The sequence below is a fragment of the Cupriavidus numazuensis genome, from assembly GCF_905397435.1.
Taxonomy (GTDB): Bacteria; Pseudomonadota; Gammaproteobacteria; order Burkholderiales; family Burkholderiaceae; genus Cupriavidus; species Cupriavidus numazuensis.
This window is the reverse complement of sequence record NZ_CAJPVI010000065.1, coordinates 1-18,751: the sequence shown is the minus strand read 5'-3', so window position 1 is coordinate 18,751 and position 18,751 is coordinate 1. Positions and strand designations below refer to the sequence as shown.

Sequence of the window (18,751 nt, the reverse complement as noted above, 5' to 3'; positions counted from 1 at the left end):
AAGATCCCGATAACGGGGTTAAAAGGAGGGAGCTCATGTTCAGCAAGATCCTGATCGCCAACCGCGGCGAGATCGCGTGCCGCGTTGCCGCCACCTGCCGCCGGCTGGGCATTCGCACCGTCGCGGTGTATTCGGACGCTGATGCCGATGCCCGCCATGTCGCGTTCTGCGATGAGGCCGTGCATATCGGCGGCGCCGCGGCACGCGACAGCTACCTGCGCGCCGACCACATCATCGAGATGGCGAAGGAAACCGGGGCGCAGGCGATCCACCCCGGCTACGGCTTCCTCTCCGAGAACGAAGCCTTTGCTGAAGCCTGTGCCGCGGCGGGCCTCGTCTTCATCGGTCCGCCGGCTTCCGCCATCCACGCGATGGGCAGCAAGAGCGCGGCCAAGCAACTGATGGAAAAGGCCTCGGTGCCGCTGGTACCGGGCTATCACGGCGAACACCAGGACGCCGGCCTGCTGCGTCGCGAGTCCGACCGCATCGGCTACCCGGTGCTGCTCAAAGCCAGTGCCGGCGGTGGCGGCAAGGGCATGCGCGTGGTCGAGTCGGGCGATGCGTTCGAAGCGGCGCTCGCCTCGGTCAAGCGCGAGGCGTCGGCCAGCTTCGGCGATGACAAGGTACTCGTCGAGAAATACCTGACGCGTCCGCGCCACATTGAAATCCAGGTGTTCGCCGATACGCACGGCAACTGCGTCTACCTGTTCGAGCGCGACTGCTCGGTGCAGCGCCGCCACCAGAAGGTGCTGGAAGAAGCGCCCGCGCCGGGCATGACCGCAGAGCGCCGCCGCGCGATGGGCGAAGCTGCGGTCGCCGCCGCGAAGGCGGTCGGCTACGTCGGCGCCGGCACGGTCGAGTTCATCGCGAATCAGGACGGCTCGTTCTATTTCATGGAGATGAACACGCGCCTGCAGGTCGAGCATCCTGTCACCGAGATGATCACCGGGCAGGACCTGGTCGAATGGCAACTGCGCGTGGCAGCGGGCGAGCCGCTGCCGCTGAAGCAGGACCAGCTCCGCATCGACGGCCACGCGCTTGAAGCGCGGATCTACGCCGAAAACCCCGACAAACAGTTCCTGCCCTCGACGGGCACGCTGCGCTTCCTGCGCACGCCCCCTGCCGTGCAGTTCATGCGCGGCGGCGATGCGCATGGCCCGGCTGGTGTCCGCATCGACGCCGGCGTGCGAGAGGGCGACACGATCAGCCCGTACTACGACCCGATGATCGCCAAGCTGATCGTCTGGGGCAAAGACCGCGACGAGGCCCTGGCGCGCATGCGCCAGGCACTGGCCGCGTACCACGTGGTGGGGCTGTCGACCAACGTGGCCTTCCTGCAGCGGCTGGTGAAATCCGAAGCGTTCCGCACGGCCGACCTCGACACGGGCCTCATCGAGCGTAACGAAGCGACGCTGTTCCCGCAGCCGGCGCCGGTCGGCATGGAGATCATCGCGCTGGCCGTCGCCGCGCTGCTCGATCGTGAAACCCGCGAGCGCCATATCGACGCCGCTGACCAGCATTCGCCGTGGACCCATGCCGGCGCATGGCGGCTGAACGGCGGCGCCACGCGCACGCTGCGTTTTGCCTATGGCAGCCACACGCTCGACGTGACGCTGACTGCAAACGCGCGGGGCAGCACGCTGATCTACGCGGACCAGGCGGCGCCGTTCAAGGCCGCATGCCAGGCCGACGACATCCGCGTCGATCTTGGCACGCGCCGCGCGCATGGCCAGGTCCATGTGGAACGCGATGATTTCCACGTCTTCAACGCCGGCCGCCATGCGGTGCTTGGCTGGCTCGATCCGCTTGCGCATGCAGGAGAGACCGAGGGCGAGGGCGGCAAGCTGACCGCGCCGATGCCGGGCAAGGTCATCGCCGTCATGGTGGAGCCGGGCAGCACCGTCACGCGCGGCACCCCGCTGCTCGTAATGGAAGCGATGAAGATGGAGCACACCATCAGCGCACCGGCGGACGGCGTGGTCAGCGAGATCCTGTTCGGCGTGGGCGAGCAGGTGACCGAAGGGGCGCAGTTGCTGGCATTTGCGACTGGCGAAAGCTGAGCCGCCGGCGGGAGCGGGGCGATTGCCGGCCACGGGCCGGCACCGTCCCGCGACCTCTGCGAAAATGCAGGCATCCCGCCACAGACACCCCGGAGTTCCCATGAAGTTGCAGTTGTACGTGCCCGATGGCCGCTATGAACCCTGGATCGAAGGCTTCGCGCAGGCGCTGCCCGAAGCGCAGTGCGTGACCTGGGAAGACAGCCGCGGCGAACCGGCGGACTACGCCGTGGTCTGGCGCCCGCCCGTGGAAATGCTGCGCGGCCGTGCGGACCTGAAGGCGGTGTTCAACCTCGGCGCCGGCGTGGACGGCATCCTGCGCCTGCGTGACCAGGATCCGGATGCGCTGCCCGCGGGCGTGCCGATCGTGCGCCTGGACGACGCCGGCATGGCCGCCCAGATGGCCGAATACGTGACCCATGCGGTGCTGCGCTATTTCCGCCGGCTGGACGACTATGCGGCACAGGAGCAGGCTGGCAACTGGAAGTTCCTCAAGCCGCACCGCCGTGAGGATTTCACGATCGGCGTGATGGGCGTCGGCACGCTCGGCACGCATATCGCACGCACGCTGGCCGGGTTCGGCTTTCCGTTGCGCGGCTGGAGCCGCACCGCGCGTGCGATCGAGGGCGTGGTGGGCTTCCATGGCGATGCCGGCCGCGTGCCGTTCCTCGACGGGTTGCGCGTGCTGGTCAATGTGCTGCCGCTGACGCCGGAGACCGAGAACATCCTGAACGGCGAGCTGTTCGGCAAGCTGGCGAAGGGCGCCTACGTGATCAACGTCGCGCGCGGCCAGCATCTCGCCGAAGACGATCTGCTCGCGGCCGTGCAGGCAGGGCAGATCGCTGGCGCGACGCTCGACGTATTCCGCACCGAGCCGCTGCCGGCGGACCACTCGTTCTGGCAGGAGCCGCGCATCACCATCACGCCGCATATCTCCGCGCTGACGCTGCGCGAGGACAGCATCGCGCAGATTGCCGGCAAGATCCGCGCGCTGCGCGCGGGCCAGCCGATCGCAGGCGTCGTCGACCTGCAGCGCGGCTACTGAGCCCAGCCATCCAGGACAAGAACAGACATTGGAGACAGCCATGAACGTGCCCAACTACGTGAAGATCGTCGAAGTCGGCCCGCGCGACGGCTTGCAGAACGAAAAGGCGATGGTGCCGACCGACGTCAAGGTCGCGCTGATCAACCAGCTCACCGATGCCGGCTTCGTCAATATCGAGGCCGCTTCCTTCGTCTCGCCCAAGTGGGTACCGCAAATGGCCGACGGCGCGGACGTGATGGCGCGCATCCAGCGCCGTCCCGGCACGCTGTATTCGGTGCTCACGCCCAACATGAAGGGCTTCGAAGGCGCGGTGGCATCCGGTGCCGATGAGGTCGTGATCTTTGGCGCCGCGAGCGAGGCGTTCTCGCAACGGAACATCAACTGCTCGATCGCCGAATCAATCGCACGCTTCGAGCCGGTGGCTGCGGCAGCGAAGGAAAAGAACATCCGCCTGCGCGGCAGCATCTCGTGCGCGCTGGGCTGCCCGTATCAGGGCGAGGTGCCCGTGAGCGCCGTGGTGGATGTGGTGCGCCGCATGCGCGAACTGGGCTGCGACGAGATCGATATCGCCGACACCATCGGAGTCGGCACGCCCGGCAAAGTGCAGGATGTGATGCGCGCGGTGTCGGCCGAGTTCGCGATGGATCGCCTGTCGGGGCATTTCCACGATACGTATGGCCAGGCGCTGTCGAATATCCTGGCGAGCCTGGAAGTGGGCATCTCGATCTTCCATGCATCGGTGGCGGGTCTGGGCGGCTGCCCGTACGCCAAGGGCGCGACCGGCAACGTGGCGACGGAGGACGTGCTGTACATGCTGCATGGCCTCGGCATCCATACGGGGATCGATCTCGAAGCCGTGGTGCGTGCGGGGGACTACATTTCGCAAGCCATCGGCCGCACCAACAGTTCGCGCGTGGGCCGCGCGCTGCTGACCAAGTGGGCAGCAGCCAGCGAAGCCGCGCCCGCGTGCGCGTGAATCCACGACACCAAAGAATTCAGGAGCAAGCATGAGCCAGTCCGCTGACCAGGGCAGCGCCACCCCGTCCGAAGCATTGCCGGAGTCCGCACAGCGCGTTGCCGGCCTGCTGGCCGGGATCGGACATGACCGTCCCGTGGTGATGCTGCCGGCCACCGGCAAGACCTCGGCCGAGGCTGCCGCCGGCCTCGGCTGCAGCGTGGCGGAGATCGCCAAGTCGATCATCTTCCGCCGCGTCGAAGACGATGCGCCGGTGCTCGTGATCGCCAGCGGCAGCAACCGCGTGGATGAAGCCAAGGTGGCGGCGCGCGTGGGCGCGCTCGGCAAGGCCGACGCGAAGTTCGTGCGCGAGAAGACCGGCTATGCGATCGGCGGCGTCTGCCCGATTGGCCACGCCGTGGCCCCGGTGATGCTGCTGGACCAGGACCTGTTCCGCTATGAAAGCCTGTGGGCTGCCGCGGGGCATCCGCACGCTGTCTTCAACCTGACGCCGCAGCAACTGCAGCAGATGACCGGCGCCGAGGTGGCCGACGTGGCGCAGGGGGCGGCGGCATGAGCCCCGAACTGCGCCCGGGCCTTGCGTTCACTTGGGAGTACACCGTACCGCCCAAGGCCACCGTGCCGCGTCTTTATGACGACATCGCGATGTGCACGGAGATGCCCGACGTGCTGGCCACCGGCTACATGGTCGGCATCATGGAGTGCGCGTGCCTGCAGGCGCTGCGCGACTACCTCGACTGGCCGCGCGAGCAGACGCTCGGCACGCTCGTCAGCTTCTCGCACCTGGCCGCCACGCCGCCGGGCATGACCATCACGGTCAAGGGCCGGCTCGTCGAGGTGGACGGGCGCAGGCTGCGCTTTGAGGTGAGCGCCTGGGATGGCGAGGACAAGATCACCGAAGGCGTACACGAACGCCACGTGATTGACGCCGCGCGCTTCAACCAGAAGGTTGCCGCGAAGGCCGCCCGAGCGTCCGCGGCAGCCGGCTGAGAGCATGGCGTTGGCAGCTTCCCTCATCAAGGACATCACGCGCCGCGCACGCTGGGCCGAAACCGCGCGACCGGTGCCGTCGCCATGCCGCAACGTCTGCCGCATGGACGCGGCCAGCGGCTATTGCGAAGGCTGCCTGCGCACCATCGAAGAAATCGCTGGCTGGTCGGGCATGGCGGACGACGACAAGCGCGGCGTCTGGGCGCAACTGCCGCAGCGCGCCGCCTGGCTCGCCGAATAGGAGACCATCGATTTGAGCGACAACACGCCCCCGCAACTGCCGGCCACGATGCGCGTTTTCGAACGCGGCTGGCTGTCGGCCAACAACATCCTGTTCATCGACGGCGACGATACGGCGCTCGTGGACAGCGGCTATGTCACGCACGCGCCGCAGACGGTGGCGCTGGTGGAATCGGCGCTGCAAGGGCGTCCGCTCAAGCGGCTCATCAATACCCATCTGCATTCCGATCATTGCGGCGGCAACGGGGCGCTGCAGGCGCGCTGGCAGCCGAAGACATGGATCCCCGGCGCCGAGGCGGCTGCCGTTTCGGCATGGGATGTCGATGCGCTGACCTACAAGGCCACCGGCCAGGAATGCGACCGTTTCACGTTCGATGCACTGCTGCATGACGGCGACACGCTGCGCCTCGGCGGCATCGACTGGCAGGTCGTGGCCGCGCCTGGGCATGATCCGCACGCGGTGATGCTGTTCGCGCCGCAGTCGCGCATCCTGATCGCCGGTGATGCGCTATGGGAAAACGGGTTTGGCGTGATCTTTCCCGAGTTGGAGGGGGAGAGTGGATTTATCGAGCAGGCGGCGGTGCTGGAACGGATCGCCGAACTGGATGTGTGCATGGTGATTCCCGGCCACGGCCGGCCCTTCACTGATGTCGCCGCAGCGGTCGAGCGCGCTCGCGGCCGGCTCGCCTATCTTGGCAAGGACCCGCAACGCAACGCGAGTCATGCGGTCAAGGTGCTGGTCAAATTCAAGCTGCTTGAGGCGCAGCGGATGCGGCGTGATGCGCTGCTCGGCTGGATGGAGGCTGCACCGCTGATGCGGGCGATTCACCAGCGCTTTATGGCTGAGCAATCGATGGACGAAATTCTGTCGCAGACGCTGAGGGCACTTGCCGGAGTCAAGGCGTTGGTGGTCGAAGGTGACGTGGTTACCAATACCGACTAGGACGTGCGCGCAGCGCAGCCGAAGGCGTCGCACCACTGACCTTGTTGGAACGCTGTACCCGAGCCCGTCTTGGGGATCGTCCAAAAGTCGTGCCGCGCCAGGCACAGGTTCTGACTCACATAGCGTTAGCAGGCTCGAACGGCCGACCACCGTGGCGGGCATCCAAAGCCGCTTGAACCCCTGCCGCCGTGGAATGGATGCCAGCGGCAACGACGCGTTTTTCTGCCTACTCTTTTGTCGCTTGGACAAAAGAGTAGGTCGCCGGCTACGCCGGCGAAACAGCGGCGCCCGCCAAGAACGAAGCCACCCCCAAATCCATTCCTCAGAACGTCGTCCTGAACCCCACCTTCACGCTCCTGCCCGGTAGCGGCGCAATATCCCTCAAAATCGAAGACGCATTCCGCGCCTCCTGGTTCGTCAGGTTATCCCCGCGCAGGTAGACCAGCGTCTGGGTCCCGGCAGTCTTGAACTTGTACGTCAGCGCAAGGCTGAGCAGCGTATAGGCATCGGTAGGCGTGTCATTCACCGGCACGCGCGTCTGCTTGGCTGCATAGGTCACATCCACGCGCGCCCCCCAGGGCCCCGCGCCATAGACCAGCGCGCCACCCAGACGGAGAGGCGCCAGCCGCGGCAGCGGCTCCCCGGTATCCCGGTTTTCCCCACGCACATAGTCCGCTCGCGCCTCGAAGTCCAGCGTATCGCTCGACGTCAGCATCTTCTGGAACAGCCGCGCCTTGCCTTCGGCTTCGAAGCCGTACAGCGTGGCCGGTACGCCGAGGTACTGGAACTCGGGCAGCGAGCCCGGACTGCCGGAGGCGACGACGTCGCCAGCCTCGTCGCGCGAACGGCCCGTCGACGTCAGCGCGAGGTAGTTGGCGAAGCGGCTGTAGTAGCCCGATACGCCTGCACTGTGCGGGCCATACTTGTAGCGCAGGCCGAGATCCACCGAGGTGGCGCGTTCTTTGTTGGCGTTGGGGTCACCGAGCTCCCAGGCGCCGGTGGCCACGTGCGGGCCGTTGGCGTACAGCTCGTAGAAGGTCGGTGCGCGCTCGGTGTACGACACATTGCTGGTCAGCGACCACAAAGAATTCAGCTTGTAGAGCAGGCCCGCCGATGCGCTCGTGGCGTTGAAGTTGCGGCTGGCGTCGCTGAAGCGGTCATTGCCGTTCGCACTGGCCTTGATGTTGCTGTGGTCCAGCCGTCCGCCGAAGTTGAGCTTGAAGTCGCCAGCGCTGTCGAGCGGCAGTTCTTCGAAGACGAACAGAGCGGCGTTGTCGGTATTGGTGCTCGGCACGAAGGCTTCTTCGCCAAGTGCGGAGAACTGCGTGTGGCCGAACTGCGTGCCGACGACCCCGCTCATCCTGCCGATCTTCGCGTGCTTGGCCTCGAAGCGCGCGTCCCAGCCCTGGTTCTTGAAGATGGTGCCGACCTCGCCGTCTTCGATTTCCTTGTGCTCGTAGTCGGTGTAGCTGAACTTGCCCTTGACCGATTCGATGATGCCTGACGTGCTGGCCTGCAGGTTGCGCGCTTCGCCTTCGAGCGCAAAGCGGTCCTGGCGCATCTTCAGACGGACGTCGTCTTCGGCCGGCGTGCCGTATTCATTGCGGTAGGCACTGTAGTTCGCGCCGATGAAGCCGTCGGCCCACGTGTACGAGCCGCCCAGCGAACCGCCGTCCTGTTGCGCGCTGGTGTTGGGCAGGCGGCCGCTGGCTTCGGTCTCGCCCTCGGGCAGCGGCTGGCTTGCGCGCAGGCGGTCGCTGCGCGCGAAGCCGGGGATATGCAGGTCGCTGGTCTTGCGCGCGAAGGCGTCCGCATGGATCGCGAACTGGCCGTTGCCGGCCTCGACCAGCGCGCTGGCGTTACGCGCCACGTCGCCGCCGGCGGTGGCGCTGGCATCGACCGCGCCGCCGATGCCTTCGATCGGCTCCTTCGGGATGCGGTTGTCGATCACGTTGACCACGCCGCCAATGGCATTGCCGCCGTACATCAGCGCAGCGGGGCCGCGCACGACTTCAATACGCTCGGCCACGAGCGGATCGATGGGCACGGCATGGTCATACGACAGCGTGGAGGCATCGACCGAGGAGCCGCCGTTCTGCAGCACCTTGATACGGTCGGCATCGAGGCCGCGGATCACGGGGCGGCTGGCGTTCGGGCCGAAGTAGCTCGACGACACGCCCGGCAGCTTGTCGAGCGTTTCGCCGAGCGTGCTGTTCTGGCGCAGCGACAGCGCGTCGCCGCTCAGTGAGGAGACTGGCGCGACCATGTCATTGAGTTCACTGCCGAGCGGATTTGCCGTCACCACCACTTCCTTGAGGGTGGCGGCTGCGGGTGCGGGTGTCGAGGCAGGTTCGCTGGCGGACTGGGCGAATGCGCCGGTGGAGACGATCAGGGCAGCAAGGGCTGCCAGCGGCGTGCGCCGCTGCATGGGGTGTTGCAGGGTAGAAGACATGGCTCGCGAATCGATGCGATGGCAATCGGGCGAACGGCCGCACCGGGCCGGCATGGCGCTGAGCCCACACGACGAAGTGCGGGATCGCGGACAAGGCGGGCAGGCGTGGACGCGCGCGTTCGTACTGCGGACCGGCGGCATGGCCGCGGCCCGGGATCAGGCGAAGGCGGGCGTGTGCGCCGGCGGCGCGCGCGAGCGGAAGGGGTGGGCGGAGGGAAGGTCGGGCCAGCGCCAGGCCAGGTTGGCCGGCTTGACCGGTTTGCCGAAGACCAGCGTCAGTGCTGGCATCTGGCTGCAATGGGTGTCGGCGACCGTGGCGCCATCGAACAGTACGCACGAGTGGCCGGCCAGCTTCTGCGCGAGCGGGTCCGCGTCGCCATGGTCGGCCGTGCCCGTCTCGGCCGCCATGGCCGACAACGGCGTGCCCATCAGGCCGCCGTGCACGACGCGGTGCGTCAGGCCCGCATGCTGCGCCAGCAGCAGGCTCAGCGCCAGCCACAGGGCCATCCACAGCCCCGGACCTCGTGCGCGCAGGCGGGCGCAGTGCCCGCTGATCTCAGTGATCATGCGGGTGGCCACAGTCGCAGTCGCCACCGTGTTGGTGATCATGGCCATGGTGATGATGACCATGGTCGTGATCGTGGTCCTCGTCGTCGAAGGCGTCTTCCCATGCGGGGAACGAATCGGCATACGCGATCCACGCTTCGGGGCCGGCCGCCATCTCGGCATCGGTCAGCAGGCAGGCGTCGAGGCAAGCCTCAAGCGCGGCGCGATCGAGGTCCACGCCGATCAGCGCGAGTTCCTGGCGGCGGTCGCCATAGGCGGCCGGCTGGCCTTCGTCGAGCATGTCGGCTTCGAGCGCGGCACGGTCGGCCGCATCGGTCGGCCATTCGGAAGCATCGAGCGCTGCCCACCACGCACCAGCCGCCGCGGGGCGGCACACGCCGCCGGCTTGTGCCCAGTCGCCCGCGATGCCCATGCGGCTCGCGAGCCAGAACAGGCCCTTGGAACGCAGCACGCTGCCATGCTCGCGCATCCACTCGGTGTGGATCAGGTCGGCAAAGCGCGCGGGATGGAACGGACGGCGGCGGCGGTAGAGGAAGCCACCGATGCCGTGCGATTCCGGCAGGCTCTCGCCGCGCTGCAGCGCCAGCCAGCCCGGGGCGCTCGCGGTGTCTTCAAAGTCGAACTGGCCGGTGCCGAGCACGCGTTCGGCGGCAATCTTGCCGAAGCTCGCAGGGACAATGTCCGCGCGCGGGTTGAGCGCGCGAAGGATTGCCTCGAGCCGTGCCAGCGCGTCCGCGTCGACGAGATCCGACTTGTTCAGCACGATCACGTCGGCGAATTCGACCTGGGCGATCAGCACGTCGACCACGGTGCGGTCGTCGTCCTCGATCCCGTTGTCCTGCGCATCGTCGCTGCCGTGCAGGAACTCGGCATCGTTGACGTCGCGCAGGAATGTGGAGGCATCGACAACGGTCACCAGCGTGTCGAGGCTCAGCGTTGCGTTGCCGCCGTGCTCGTCCTCGAACAGCACGGCCTCGGCGATGGCCATCGGATCGTCCGTACCTGCGGTTTCCAGCACCAGATGGTCGAAGCCGCCACGGGCGGCCAGTTCGCCAGCCTCCGGCAGGCTGCCGGCCACGCCCACGCGCTTGCCGACGGTCGTGGCAAGGACGTGCTGCAGCAAGGTGGTCTTGCCGGCACCGGTATATCCGGACAGCACGGTGACGGGCAGGCGATCGGCCATGGCGATGTGAAAGCGAAAGAGGGCGCCCGGTCAGATGCGCCCGTTATTGCAACAAAGTTGCGACTGTACCAGAAAGGGCCTTCGCCCGACAGCCGGCAGGCTCCCCATCATGGTAGTGCCGTCGCCGCGCCGCGACAAAACAAAACGGCCCGGATAACCGGGCCGTCAGGGTGTCGTGCGCCGGCGGTGCCGGCACGCGGATCAGTCGCTGATCAATCGCCGAACAGCTTCTGCCGCAGTTCGCGCCGTTGCTGCGCTTCGAGCGACAGCGTGGCGGTCGGACGGGCCAGCAGACGCGGCACGCCGATCGGCTCGCCGGTTTCCTCGCACCAGCCATAGTCGCCGGACTCGATGCGGGTCAGCGACTGCTCGACCTTCTTGAGCAGCTTGCGCTCGCGGTCGCGGGTGCGCAGCTCCAGCGCGTGCTCTTCCTCGATGGTGGCGCGGTCCGCCGGATCCGGCACGATGACTGTTTCGCGCAGGTGTTCCGTGGTCTGATCAGCGTTTTTCAGGATGTCGTCGCGCAGCTGCTCAAGGCGATGCTTGAAGAAAGCGAGCTGCGCTTCGTTCATGTAATCCTTGTCGCTCATCTTCAGGATTTCAGCTTCAGTCAGAAGTTTGTTGCTGCTCATGGTTGCTGCTGATTCTCTTGTTGATCCGACCGGCGGCGTCTGTGTCCGCTCGGGTGCTGTGTCCACGTGCTTGCGCGGGGCGGACGTTTCACTCTGGCTGGCTGCAGTCTTGCTGCTTCGCGGGCCTCCCTTGGCCTCGCCCGCGCCGGCGTGTGCCGTACTGCCGCGGGGAGCTGGCGCAGCCTTCACAGACTGCGCCTTGAGCGTCTCTGCCGCGGCACTACCTGTCTTGCTGCGGCTTTCTTTCGTCTTTGTTGCGGCTGTCATGGGGACACCTCTCTCTCGCGTCGGTATGGAACGGCGCGTGCTGGTACCCCAAGCGGAGGGCGGTCTCCGCACGAAGCCCTGCGACCGCACCTGCCGGCGGTCTGCCTCGTGCTGACGACAACCGCCGCCCTGCGGCCCACCGTGCTTCAGTGGACCATACCGGCGGCGGGAAAAAGGTGCGCCGCCAGTATCAAATCCGGCCTATTGTACTTGAACAAATTTTTCCAAGATACGGAAAAGGCCTAGCCATGCCTTCGGTGTTTCCCCGGTACCCCGAACGGGGGACATGCCGGAGCCGACGCGGAGCGAGGGAGCCGCCGTGGGGCGGCTGCCGCACTCAGGCCAGGCAGTTGCCCAGCCCCTTCAGAATGGCATCGCGGGGCAAGTCCACGCCGATGAACACCATCTTGGTGCCGGGCGTTTCATCTTCCCACTTGGCACCGACGTCGCTGCCCATCAGTTGGTGGACCCCCTGGAACACGACTTTCCGGTCCACACCTTCCATATATAGTACGCCCTTGTAGCGCAAGAGTTTTTCCCCGTAGACGGCCAGGATGCCGGACAGGAATTCCTCGAGCTTGCCGTAGTGGAACGGCTTGTCGCTGCGGAAGACGAACGACGCGATGCGGTCGGTGTGGTGGTGGTGATGGTGGTGGTCGTGGCTGTGGTCATGGCCGCAGTCCGTGCCGCAATGCTCGCCGTGCTCATGGTCGTGATCGTGGCCATGAGCGTGATCGTGCCCGTGGTCATGATCGTGGTCGTCGGCGCTCAGGAACTCCGGATCGATCTCGAGCTTGGCATTCAGGTTGAAGCCGCGCAGGTCGAAAATGGTGTCGATCGGGGTCTCGCCGAAGTTGGCCTGGCGGATCGGCGCGCGCGGGTTCATGTGCAGCAGGCGGTGGCGCAGATCGGCCACCTCGGCCTCGCTGACCAGGTCCGACTTGGTGATGAAGATCGCATCGGCAAAGCCGACCTGGCGCTGCGCCTCTTCCTGCTTGTCGAGCTGCAGGTGGGCGTGCTTGGCATCGACCAGCGTGATCACCGCGTCCAGCAGGTAGCGCGATGCGATCTCGTCGTCCATGAAGAAGGTCTGAGCGACCGGTCCCGGATTGGCCACGCCGGTGGTTTCGATGACCACGCGGTCGAACTCGATCTCGCCGGCGTCGCGGCGAGTCATCAGCGTCGACAGCGCCTGCACCAGGTCGCCGCGGATCGTGCAGCAGATGCAGCCATTGCTCATCTGCACGATCTGTTCGCGGCCGTCCTGGACCAGGATCTCGTTGTCGATGTTTTCTTCGCCGAACTCGTTCTCGATCACGGCGATCTTCATGCCGTGCTGCTCGTTGAGGATGCGCTTGAGCAGCGTGGTCTTGCCGCTGCCTAGGAAGCCGGTCAGGATCGTGACCGGGATCAGTTTGGACATGGGTGGATTCTCCGGGGGAATGGGGGCCTTGCGCCGGGCAGGGCGTCAGGTTGCGCTGTCGGGGTGTCGAGCCACCCGCGCGCCGCATTCGGCGCACACGCCGTTCACGGTCAGCTCGACATGTTCGATGGCGAAGCCGCTGGGCACGCGCGGCGCGGCCGGCTGCGCCGGCATGCCGACGTCATCGAGGCAGAACGTGCGGTCGCAGCGCGTGCAGTGGAAGTGGCTGTGCTGGCGATGCACCTCGGCACGCGCGGCCTCGTGCTCGACCAGGCTGAAGCGGAACACGCGGTCGTTGCCGGCGCGTTTCTGCGCCACGCCTTGTTCCACCAGCCAGTCGAGCACGCGATAGACCGTGACGCGGTCGATGGCCTCGCCCTGTCCGGGCAGACGGTCGATCACGGCCTGGTGGGTCAGCGCCTCGTTGCTGCCGATCAGGCAGGCGAGGATGCTGAGCCGCGGCTGCGTCACGCGGGCACCGAGACGGCGCAGGCGCTCCTGCGCGGCTTCGAGGACAGCCGGCGCCGGTCGGGTATCGGGCTGGCTCGGGGTAAGACGGGTCATGCGGGGGATTTAACCATAGGCATCGCGCTGTTGCAATTCAGTTGCGTGTGGGGTTATTGGGGGCGCTGGTCCGAGCCGGAAGGTTGCCCGCGCGGCACACCAGGTGCGTGGTTTGCGCCTATGATCGGCAAGGAACGTCCGTCGCCACCCAGTCCTTCCAACGGCCCAGACCGGAGACTAGCGATGCTGAACGATGCAAGCGCGCTGCTGTTCCCCAACTTCGAACCCTTCAGGCGCCGCGTGGGCGACATCGAGATCGCCGGCGTGCAGGGTGGTTCCGGCCCGCCGTTGCTGCTGTTGCACGGGCATCCGCAAAGCCACCTGATCTGGCACAAGGTGGCGCCCGTGCTGGCCGACCACTTCACGATCATCGCCACCGACCTGCGCGGCTACGGCAGCAGTTCGGCGCCGGCCGGCAACGCCGGGCACGAGAACTACAGCAAGCGCGCCATGGCGCAGGACCAGGTCGACGTCATGGCCGCGTTCGGCTTCCGCCGCTTTGCGCTGTGCGGCCACGACCGCGGCGCGCGGGTGGCGCACCGCCTTGCCGTGGACCATCCGCAGGCGGTCGAACGGCTGATGCTGCTCGATATCGCGCCGACGCTGGACATGTACGAGCGCACCAGCATGGCATTCGCCGCGGCTTACTGGCACTGGTTCTTCCTGATCCAGCCCGCGCCGTTCCCCGAGACGCTGCTCAACGCCGAGCCCGACTTCTACCTGAACAAGCTGCTTGGCCTGCGCCATGCGGGCGTGTCGCCGTTTTCTCCCGATGCGATGGCGGCCTATGCTGCGGCCATGCGCGAGCCGGCGCGCGTGCATGCCATGTGCGAGGACTATCGCGCGGCCGCCACCATCGATCTGGAGCATGACCGCGCCGACCGCGAAGCCGGGCGCCGGCTGGAGATGCCGGTACGCGTGCTGTGGGGCGAGCACGGCGTGGTGGCCCGCTGCTTCGAGCCGCTGGCGCTGTGGGAAGCGCTTGGCCGAAGCGTCACCGGCAAGGCGCTGGACTGCGGCCACTACATTCCGGAGGAATCGCCGCAGCCGCTGCTGGAAGAGATGCTCGCCTTCTTCCGCTAGCCTCTCCTGCCGTCCGGCCGCTTCCGCCGCATTGCACCCCGATGCGCGCGGGTTAGCCCTGATTCCGTCTGGATGTCTGCAATTGCTAACATCGACGCCGCCCCAGGCCGCTATATCAGGCGCGCGGGCGGCGCTGCCAGACATCCCATTGTCGATCGCGCAACGGGACACCCCCCCGCGGCTTGCGCACAGACCGCGTCATGACACGCGGCATCCGGCACCGGCGGCGCTTTGCAGACGGAAGCAGGAACAGGAGAGTACTATGAAACGAGTTGCAAAACTGGTCGCCGCAGTCGTGGCAGTGGGCGCCATGGGCGCATATGCCGGCGCGCAGGCGCAGGAGTTTCCGGGCGGCAAGCCGATCTCGGCCGTGGTGCCGTTCTCGGCTGGCGGCCCGACCGACAAGGTGGCGCGCGAGCTGACGGCGATCATGTCCAAGCACCTGGGCACGACCGTTGTGATCGAAAACCTCGGTGGTGCCGGCGGCACCATCGGCGCCAAGAAGGTGGCGCAGTCCAAGAACGACGGCCACACGATCCTGATCCACCATATCGGCATGGCCACGGCCCCGGCGCTGTACCGCAACCTGGGCTTCGATCCGCTCAAGGACTTCGAGATGGTCGGCGAAATCGCCGACGTGCCGATGATCATGGTCGGCAACAAGCAGCTGCCGCCGAGCAGCTTCAAGGACCTGCTGCCGTACATCAAGGCCAACGCCAGCAAGCTGTCGCTGGCCAATGCCGGCATCGGTTCGGCTTCGCACCTGTGCGGCCTGCTGTTCCAGAGCGCGATCCAGACCGAGCTGACCACCGTGCCGTACAAGGGTGCGGCGCCGGCGCTGACCGATATCCTGGGTGGCCAGGTCAATCTGCTGTGCGACCAGACCACCAACCTGGCTGGCCACCTCAAGGCCGGCTCGGTCAAGCCGTACGCGGCCATGCAGGCGCGCCGCGTGGAAGCGTTCAAGGACGTGCCGACCGCGCAGGAACAGGGCATGCCGGGCATCGAGGTGAAGGTCTGGCACGCCATGTACGCGCCCAAGGGCACGCCGAAGGCCGTGATCGACAAGCTGTCCGCTGCACTGCAAAAATCGGTGACCGACCCGACCTTCCGCGCCAAGATGGCCGAGCTCGGTGCCGAAGCGGTGCCGGCGCAGCGCGCCACGCCGGATTCGCTGCGCACCTACCTGAGCGCGGAAATCAACAAGTGGACCCCGGTGATCAAGAAGGCCGGCGTCTATGCCGACTGAGTGATGCGAGGGGCGCCGGGCCAAGGCTCGCGCGCCATCCTGCCGCAAAAGAAAAAGGCCATGCCGCTGTGCATGGCCTTTTTCTTTTGCGGTCTTCCGAACCGCGGCGGATGCTGCGGCGTCCTATATTGGTCTGATTGCGCACCACCGGCCGGCGGCGTGCCCGGGTCGGCTCTTGAAACCGGCGCCATGCGTCGCCACCTAGCCTCCTGACACATTCACGGAAGCCACCATGGAACAGTATCACGGCACTACCATCGTCAGCGTCCGCCGCGGCAATCAGGTCGCACTCGGCGGTGATGGTCAGGTCACTCTCGGCAATATCGTGATGAAGGGCACCGCGCGCAAGGTGCGCCGCATCTACAACGGCAAGGTGCTGGTCGGGTTTGCCGGCAGCACGGCCGACGCGTTTTCGCTGCTGGACCGCTTTGAAGCCAAGCTGGAAAAGTACCAGGGCAACCTGACCCGTGCCGCGGTGGATCTTGCCAAGGACTGGCGTTCAGACCGCGCGCTGCGCCGGCTGGAGGCGATGCTGATTACCGCCGACCGCGACACCACGCTGGTCATCACCGGCAACGGCGACGTGCTCGATCCCGAAGGCGGCATTGCCGCGATCGGCTCGGGCGGCTCGTACGCGCAGTCGGCCGCCAAGGCGCTGGTGGAGAACACCGAGCTTGGGCCGAAGGACGTGGTCGAGAAAGCGCTGACCATTGCCGGCGAACTCTGCATTTACACGAACACCAACTTCGTCATCGAAACGCTGGAATGAGCGCCGGCCGGCCCGCGCACGGGCCGACGCGCCCCACTGAACGCTGAACGGACACCATGTCGCATACCATGACCCCGTCGGAAATCGTTTCCGAACTCGACAAGCACATCATCGGCCAGAACAAGGCCAAGAAGGCCGTGGCCGTCGCGCTGCGCAACCGCTGGCGCCGCCAGCAGGTGGCCGAGCCGCTGCGCCAGGAAATCACGCCGAAGAACATCCTGATGATCGGCCCGACCGGCGTCGGCAAGACCGAGATCGCGCGCCGCCTGGCCAAGCTGGCCGACGCGCCCTTCATCAAGATCGAGGCGACCAAGTTCACCGAAGTCGGCTACGTCGGCCGCGACGTGGACACCATCGTGCGCGACCTGGCCGAGATGGCCATCAAGCAGACGCGTGAGTCCGAGATGAAGAAGGTGCGCACCAAGGCCGAAGAAGCGGCCGAGGACCGCCTGCTCGACGTGCTGCTGCCGCCGCCGCGCGACATCGGCTTCTCGCAGCCGGAAGAGAAGGATTCCAACACGCGCCAGGTATTCCGCAAGAAGCTGCGCGAAGGCCAGCTCGACGACAAGGACATCGAACTCGAAGTCGCCGCCGGCCTGCCGAGCATGGACATCATGGGTCCGCCGGGCATGGAGGAAATGACCGAGCAGATCCGCTCGATGTTCGCCGGCATGGGGCAGGGCAAGAAGCATCGCCGCAAGATGAAGGTGAAGGAAGCCTTCAAGCTGCTGATCGATGAAGAGGCCGCCAAGCTCGTCAATGACGAGGAGCTCAAGCACAAGGCCATCGCCAACGTCGAGCAGAACGGCATCGTGTTCCTGGACGAGATCGACAAGATCGCCAACCGCAGCGAAATGGGCGGCGGCGAAGTGTCGCGCCAGGGCGTGCAGCGCGACCTGCTGCCGCTGGTGGAAGGCACCACCGTGAGCACGAAGTACGGGATGATCAAGACCGACCACATCCTGTTCATTGCCTCGGGCGCGTTCCACCTGGCCAAGCCGAGCGACCTGATCCCCGAGCTGCAGGGCCGCTTTCCGATCCGCGTGGAACTGGAATCGCTGTCCGTGCAGGACTTCGAGGCCATCCTGACGCAGACCGATGCGAGCCTGACCAAGCAGTACCAGGCGCTGCTCAAGACCGAAGAGGTCGAGCTGCAGTTCGCGCCGGACGGCATCCGCCGCCTGGCCGAGATCGCGTTCTCGGTCAACGAGAAGGTCGAGAACATCGGTGCCCGCCGCCTGTACACGGTGATGGAGCGGCTGCTCGAAGACCTGTCGTTCCACGCGAGCAAGTCGTCGGGCGAAACGGTGACGATTGATGCGGCGTATGTGAACGAGCGGCTGGGCGATCTTGCCGTCAACGAGGATCTGTCTCGTTACGTGCTGTAAGCGGGTCGCGAGATCGCAATCGGGAAGGGTGCACAGCAGTGCACCCTTTGTTGCTTTATGGGCCAGCGCGAATAGTCGGCCCAGGCGCTGATGGGCTCGCCAGCACCGGGCCGTGTCGTTCCCCGGCCTGTTCCTTTACTGGCCTGGCTCAACCACGCGCCTTGCATTTCCTATGATGGAAAGGCGCCCGATCTGCGACGCAGTGGTGGCGCAGGCAATTGAGGTCCAGCGGCAACTGGCTGTTCGCGAACGATGCGCTCGGGGCCGGGTATGCCGGATGGTTCCTCTTCTCGCGGCGCCTGGAAAATCGCGGAAAAGCGGTTCTCCAGGCATGTCAGGAGACTTCCATGGACGTCAACCAGAAACAAACCGTGATCGCCCTTAACCAGCTGATCGAGGTCGACATGGACAGCGAACGGGCCTGCATGGCCGGTGCCCGCGACGTGCGCAATGCGGAGCTTCGCGACATTCTGACCAGTACCGCGGATACCTGCCGCGCCTCGGCCAGGGAGTTGCAATCGATGGTCAGCGCCATGGGCGGCGAACCTTCGGACCGAGGCAGCATGAACGCCATGTTCGCGCGTGGCTGGATGGCTTTCCGCCATATGCTTTCGCCCAACGATGACGACGCGGTGCTGGGGATGTGCGAGCGTGAGGAAGAGGCGGCCAGGCGCCAGTATCAGTCTGTACTGATGAAGACGCTCCCGCCGGATGCTACGGCTGCGGTGCAGCGGCAGTATGAAGCGCTGCGGCAGCATCATGATCGGTTGCATGCGATGCGGGGGATGCAGATTCATTAGAGTGAGGGGGGTGTTCTTGGCGGGCGCTGCTGTTTCGCCGGCGTAGCCGGCGAGTCACTTTTGTCCGAGCGACAAAAGTAACCAAAAACGCGTTTTGGTTGCCCCAAAGGGGCGAATTTTTAT

18 protein-coding genes are annotated in these 18,751 nt (G+C 66.2%); 12 read left to right on the top strand and 6 right to left on the bottom strand.

Annotated features, from left to right (window positions below):
- Nucleotides 1-35 precede the first annotated feature (35 nt).
- From KHO41_RS34745 to KHO41_RS34715, 7 genes are all read left to right on the top strand, one after another.
- Nucleotides 36-2,060: an acetyl/propionyl/methylcrotonyl-CoA carboxylase subunit alpha gene (locus KHO41_RS34745; protein WP_211957762.1), complete on the top strand. Its 2,025-nt coding sequence runs from the start codon at nt 36-38 to the stop codon at nt 2,058-2,060.
- 100 nt (nt 2,061-2,160) lie between these two features.
- Nucleotides 2,161-3,102, top strand: coding sequence for a 2-hydroxyacid dehydrogenase (locus KHO41_RS34740; protein WP_211957761.1), 942 nt, complete (start codon nt 2,161-2,163; stop codon nt 3,100-3,102).
- Nucleotides 3,103-3,142: 40 nt separating this feature from the next.
- On the top strand, nt 3,143-4,078 hold the full coding sequence (locus KHO41_RS34735; RefSeq protein WP_211957760.1) for a hydroxymethylglutaryl-CoA lyase: 936 nt from the start codon (nt 3,143-3,145) through the stop codon (nt 4,076-4,078).
- A gap of 31 nt (nt 4,079-4,109) precedes the next feature.
- Entirely contained in the window at nt 4,110-4,634 is a 525-nt protein-coding gene (locus tag KHO41_RS34730) for a YbaK/EbsC family protein (RefSeq protein WP_211957759.1), read from the top strand.
- Entirely contained in the window at nt 4,631-5,068 is a 438-nt protein-coding gene (locus tag KHO41_RS34725) for a thioesterase family protein (RefSeq protein ID WP_211957758.1), read from the top strand. The genes KHO41_RS34730 and KHO41_RS34725 overlap by 4 nt, the downstream gene beginning before the upstream one ends.
- Before the next feature lie 4 nt (nt 5,069-5,072).
- Entirely contained in the window at nt 5,073-5,309 is a 237-nt protein-coding gene (locus KHO41_RS34720) for a DUF1289 domain-containing protein (RefSeq protein WP_211957757.1), read from the top strand.
- 48 nt (nt 5,310-5,357) lie between these two features.
- Nucleotides 5,358-6,251, top strand: coding sequence for an MBL fold metallo-hydrolase (locus KHO41_RS34715; protein ID WP_376989923.1), 894 nt, complete (start codon nt 5,358-5,360; stop codon nt 6,249-6,251).
- Nucleotides 6,252-6,573: 322 nt separating this feature from the next.
- On the opposite strand, the gene KHO41_RS34710 is transcribed toward KHO41_RS34715, so the two are convergent.
- The 6 genes from KHO41_RS34710 to KHO41_RS34685 form a co-directional block, all read right to left on the bottom strand.
- Entirely contained in the window at nt 6,574-8,703 is a 2,130-nt protein-coding gene (locus KHO41_RS34710) for a TonB-dependent receptor (protein WP_211957755.1), read from the bottom strand.
- Between the two features lie 156 nt (nt 8,704-8,859).
- Nucleotides 8,860-9,270, bottom strand: a complete 411-nt coding sequence (locus tag KHO41_RS34705) for a hypothetical protein (RefSeq protein WP_211957754.1) — start codon at nt 9,268-9,270, stop codon at nt 8,860-8,862.
- Nucleotides 9,260-10,453: a GTP-binding protein gene (locus KHO41_RS34700; protein WP_211957753.1), complete on the bottom strand. Its 1,194-nt coding sequence runs from the start codon at nt 10,451-10,453 to the stop codon at nt 9,260-9,262. Before KHO41_RS34700 ends, KHO41_RS34705 begins: the two co-directional genes overlap by 11 nt.
- A gap of 212 nt (nt 10,454-10,665) precedes the next feature.
- The gene (dksA, locus tag KHO41_RS41450; RefSeq protein WP_244874170.1) at nt 10,666-11,352 is read right to left on the bottom strand and encodes an RNA polymerase-binding protein DksA; all 687 of its coding nucleotides are present in this window, start codon (nt 11,350-11,352) and stop codon (nt 10,666-10,668) included.
- Nucleotides 11,353-11,689: 337 nt separating this feature from the next.
- Nucleotides 11,690-12,775, bottom strand: a complete 1,086-nt coding sequence (locus KHO41_RS34690; RefSeq protein WP_211957751.1) for a CobW family GTP-binding protein — start codon at nt 12,773-12,775, stop codon at nt 11,690-11,692.
- Nucleotides 12,776-12,820: 45 nt separating this feature from the next.
- Entirely contained in the window at nt 12,821-13,339 is a 519-nt protein-coding gene (locus KHO41_RS34685) for a Fur family transcriptional regulator (RefSeq protein WP_211957750.1), read from the bottom strand.
- 183 nt (nt 13,340-13,522) lie between these two features.
- Between KHO41_RS34685 and KHO41_RS34680 the strand changes: the two genes are divergently transcribed.
- The 5 genes from KHO41_RS34680 (at nt 13,523) to KHO41_RS34660 (ending at nt 18,628) form a co-directional block, all read left to right on the top strand.
- The gene (locus KHO41_RS34680) at nt 13,523-14,422 is read left to right on the top strand and encodes an alpha/beta fold hydrolase (protein WP_211957749.1); all 900 of its coding nucleotides are present in this window, start codon (nt 13,523-13,525) and stop codon (nt 14,420-14,422) included.
- Between the two features lie 262 nt (nt 14,423-14,684).
- The gene (locus tag KHO41_RS34675) at nt 14,685-15,671 is read left to right on the top strand and encodes a tripartite tricarboxylate transporter substrate-binding protein (RefSeq protein WP_140949620.1); all 987 of its coding nucleotides are present in this window, start codon (nt 14,685-14,687) and stop codon (nt 15,669-15,671) included.
- Between the two features lie 232 nt (nt 15,672-15,903).
- Nucleotides 15,904-16,440: an ATP-dependent protease subunit HslV gene (gene hslV / locus KHO41_RS34670; protein WP_140949621.1), complete on the top strand. Its 537-nt coding sequence runs from the start codon at nt 15,904-15,906 to the stop codon at nt 16,438-16,440.
- Between the two features lie 56 nt (nt 16,441-16,496).
- On the top strand, nt 16,497-17,828 hold the full coding sequence (hslU, locus tag KHO41_RS34665) for an ATP-dependent protease ATPase subunit HslU (protein ID WP_211957748.1): 1,332 nt from the start codon (nt 16,497-16,499) through the stop codon (nt 17,826-17,828).
- A gap of 347 nt (nt 17,829-18,175) precedes the next feature.
- Nucleotides 18,176-18,628 carry a PA2169 family four-helix-bundle protein gene (locus tag KHO41_RS34660; protein WP_211957747.1) on the top strand — a complete coding sequence of 151 codons (453 nt, stop codon included), beginning with the start codon at nt 18,176-18,178 and terminating at the stop codon, nt 18,626-18,628.
- The last annotated feature ends 123 nt before the right edge of the window (nt 18,629-18,751 follow it).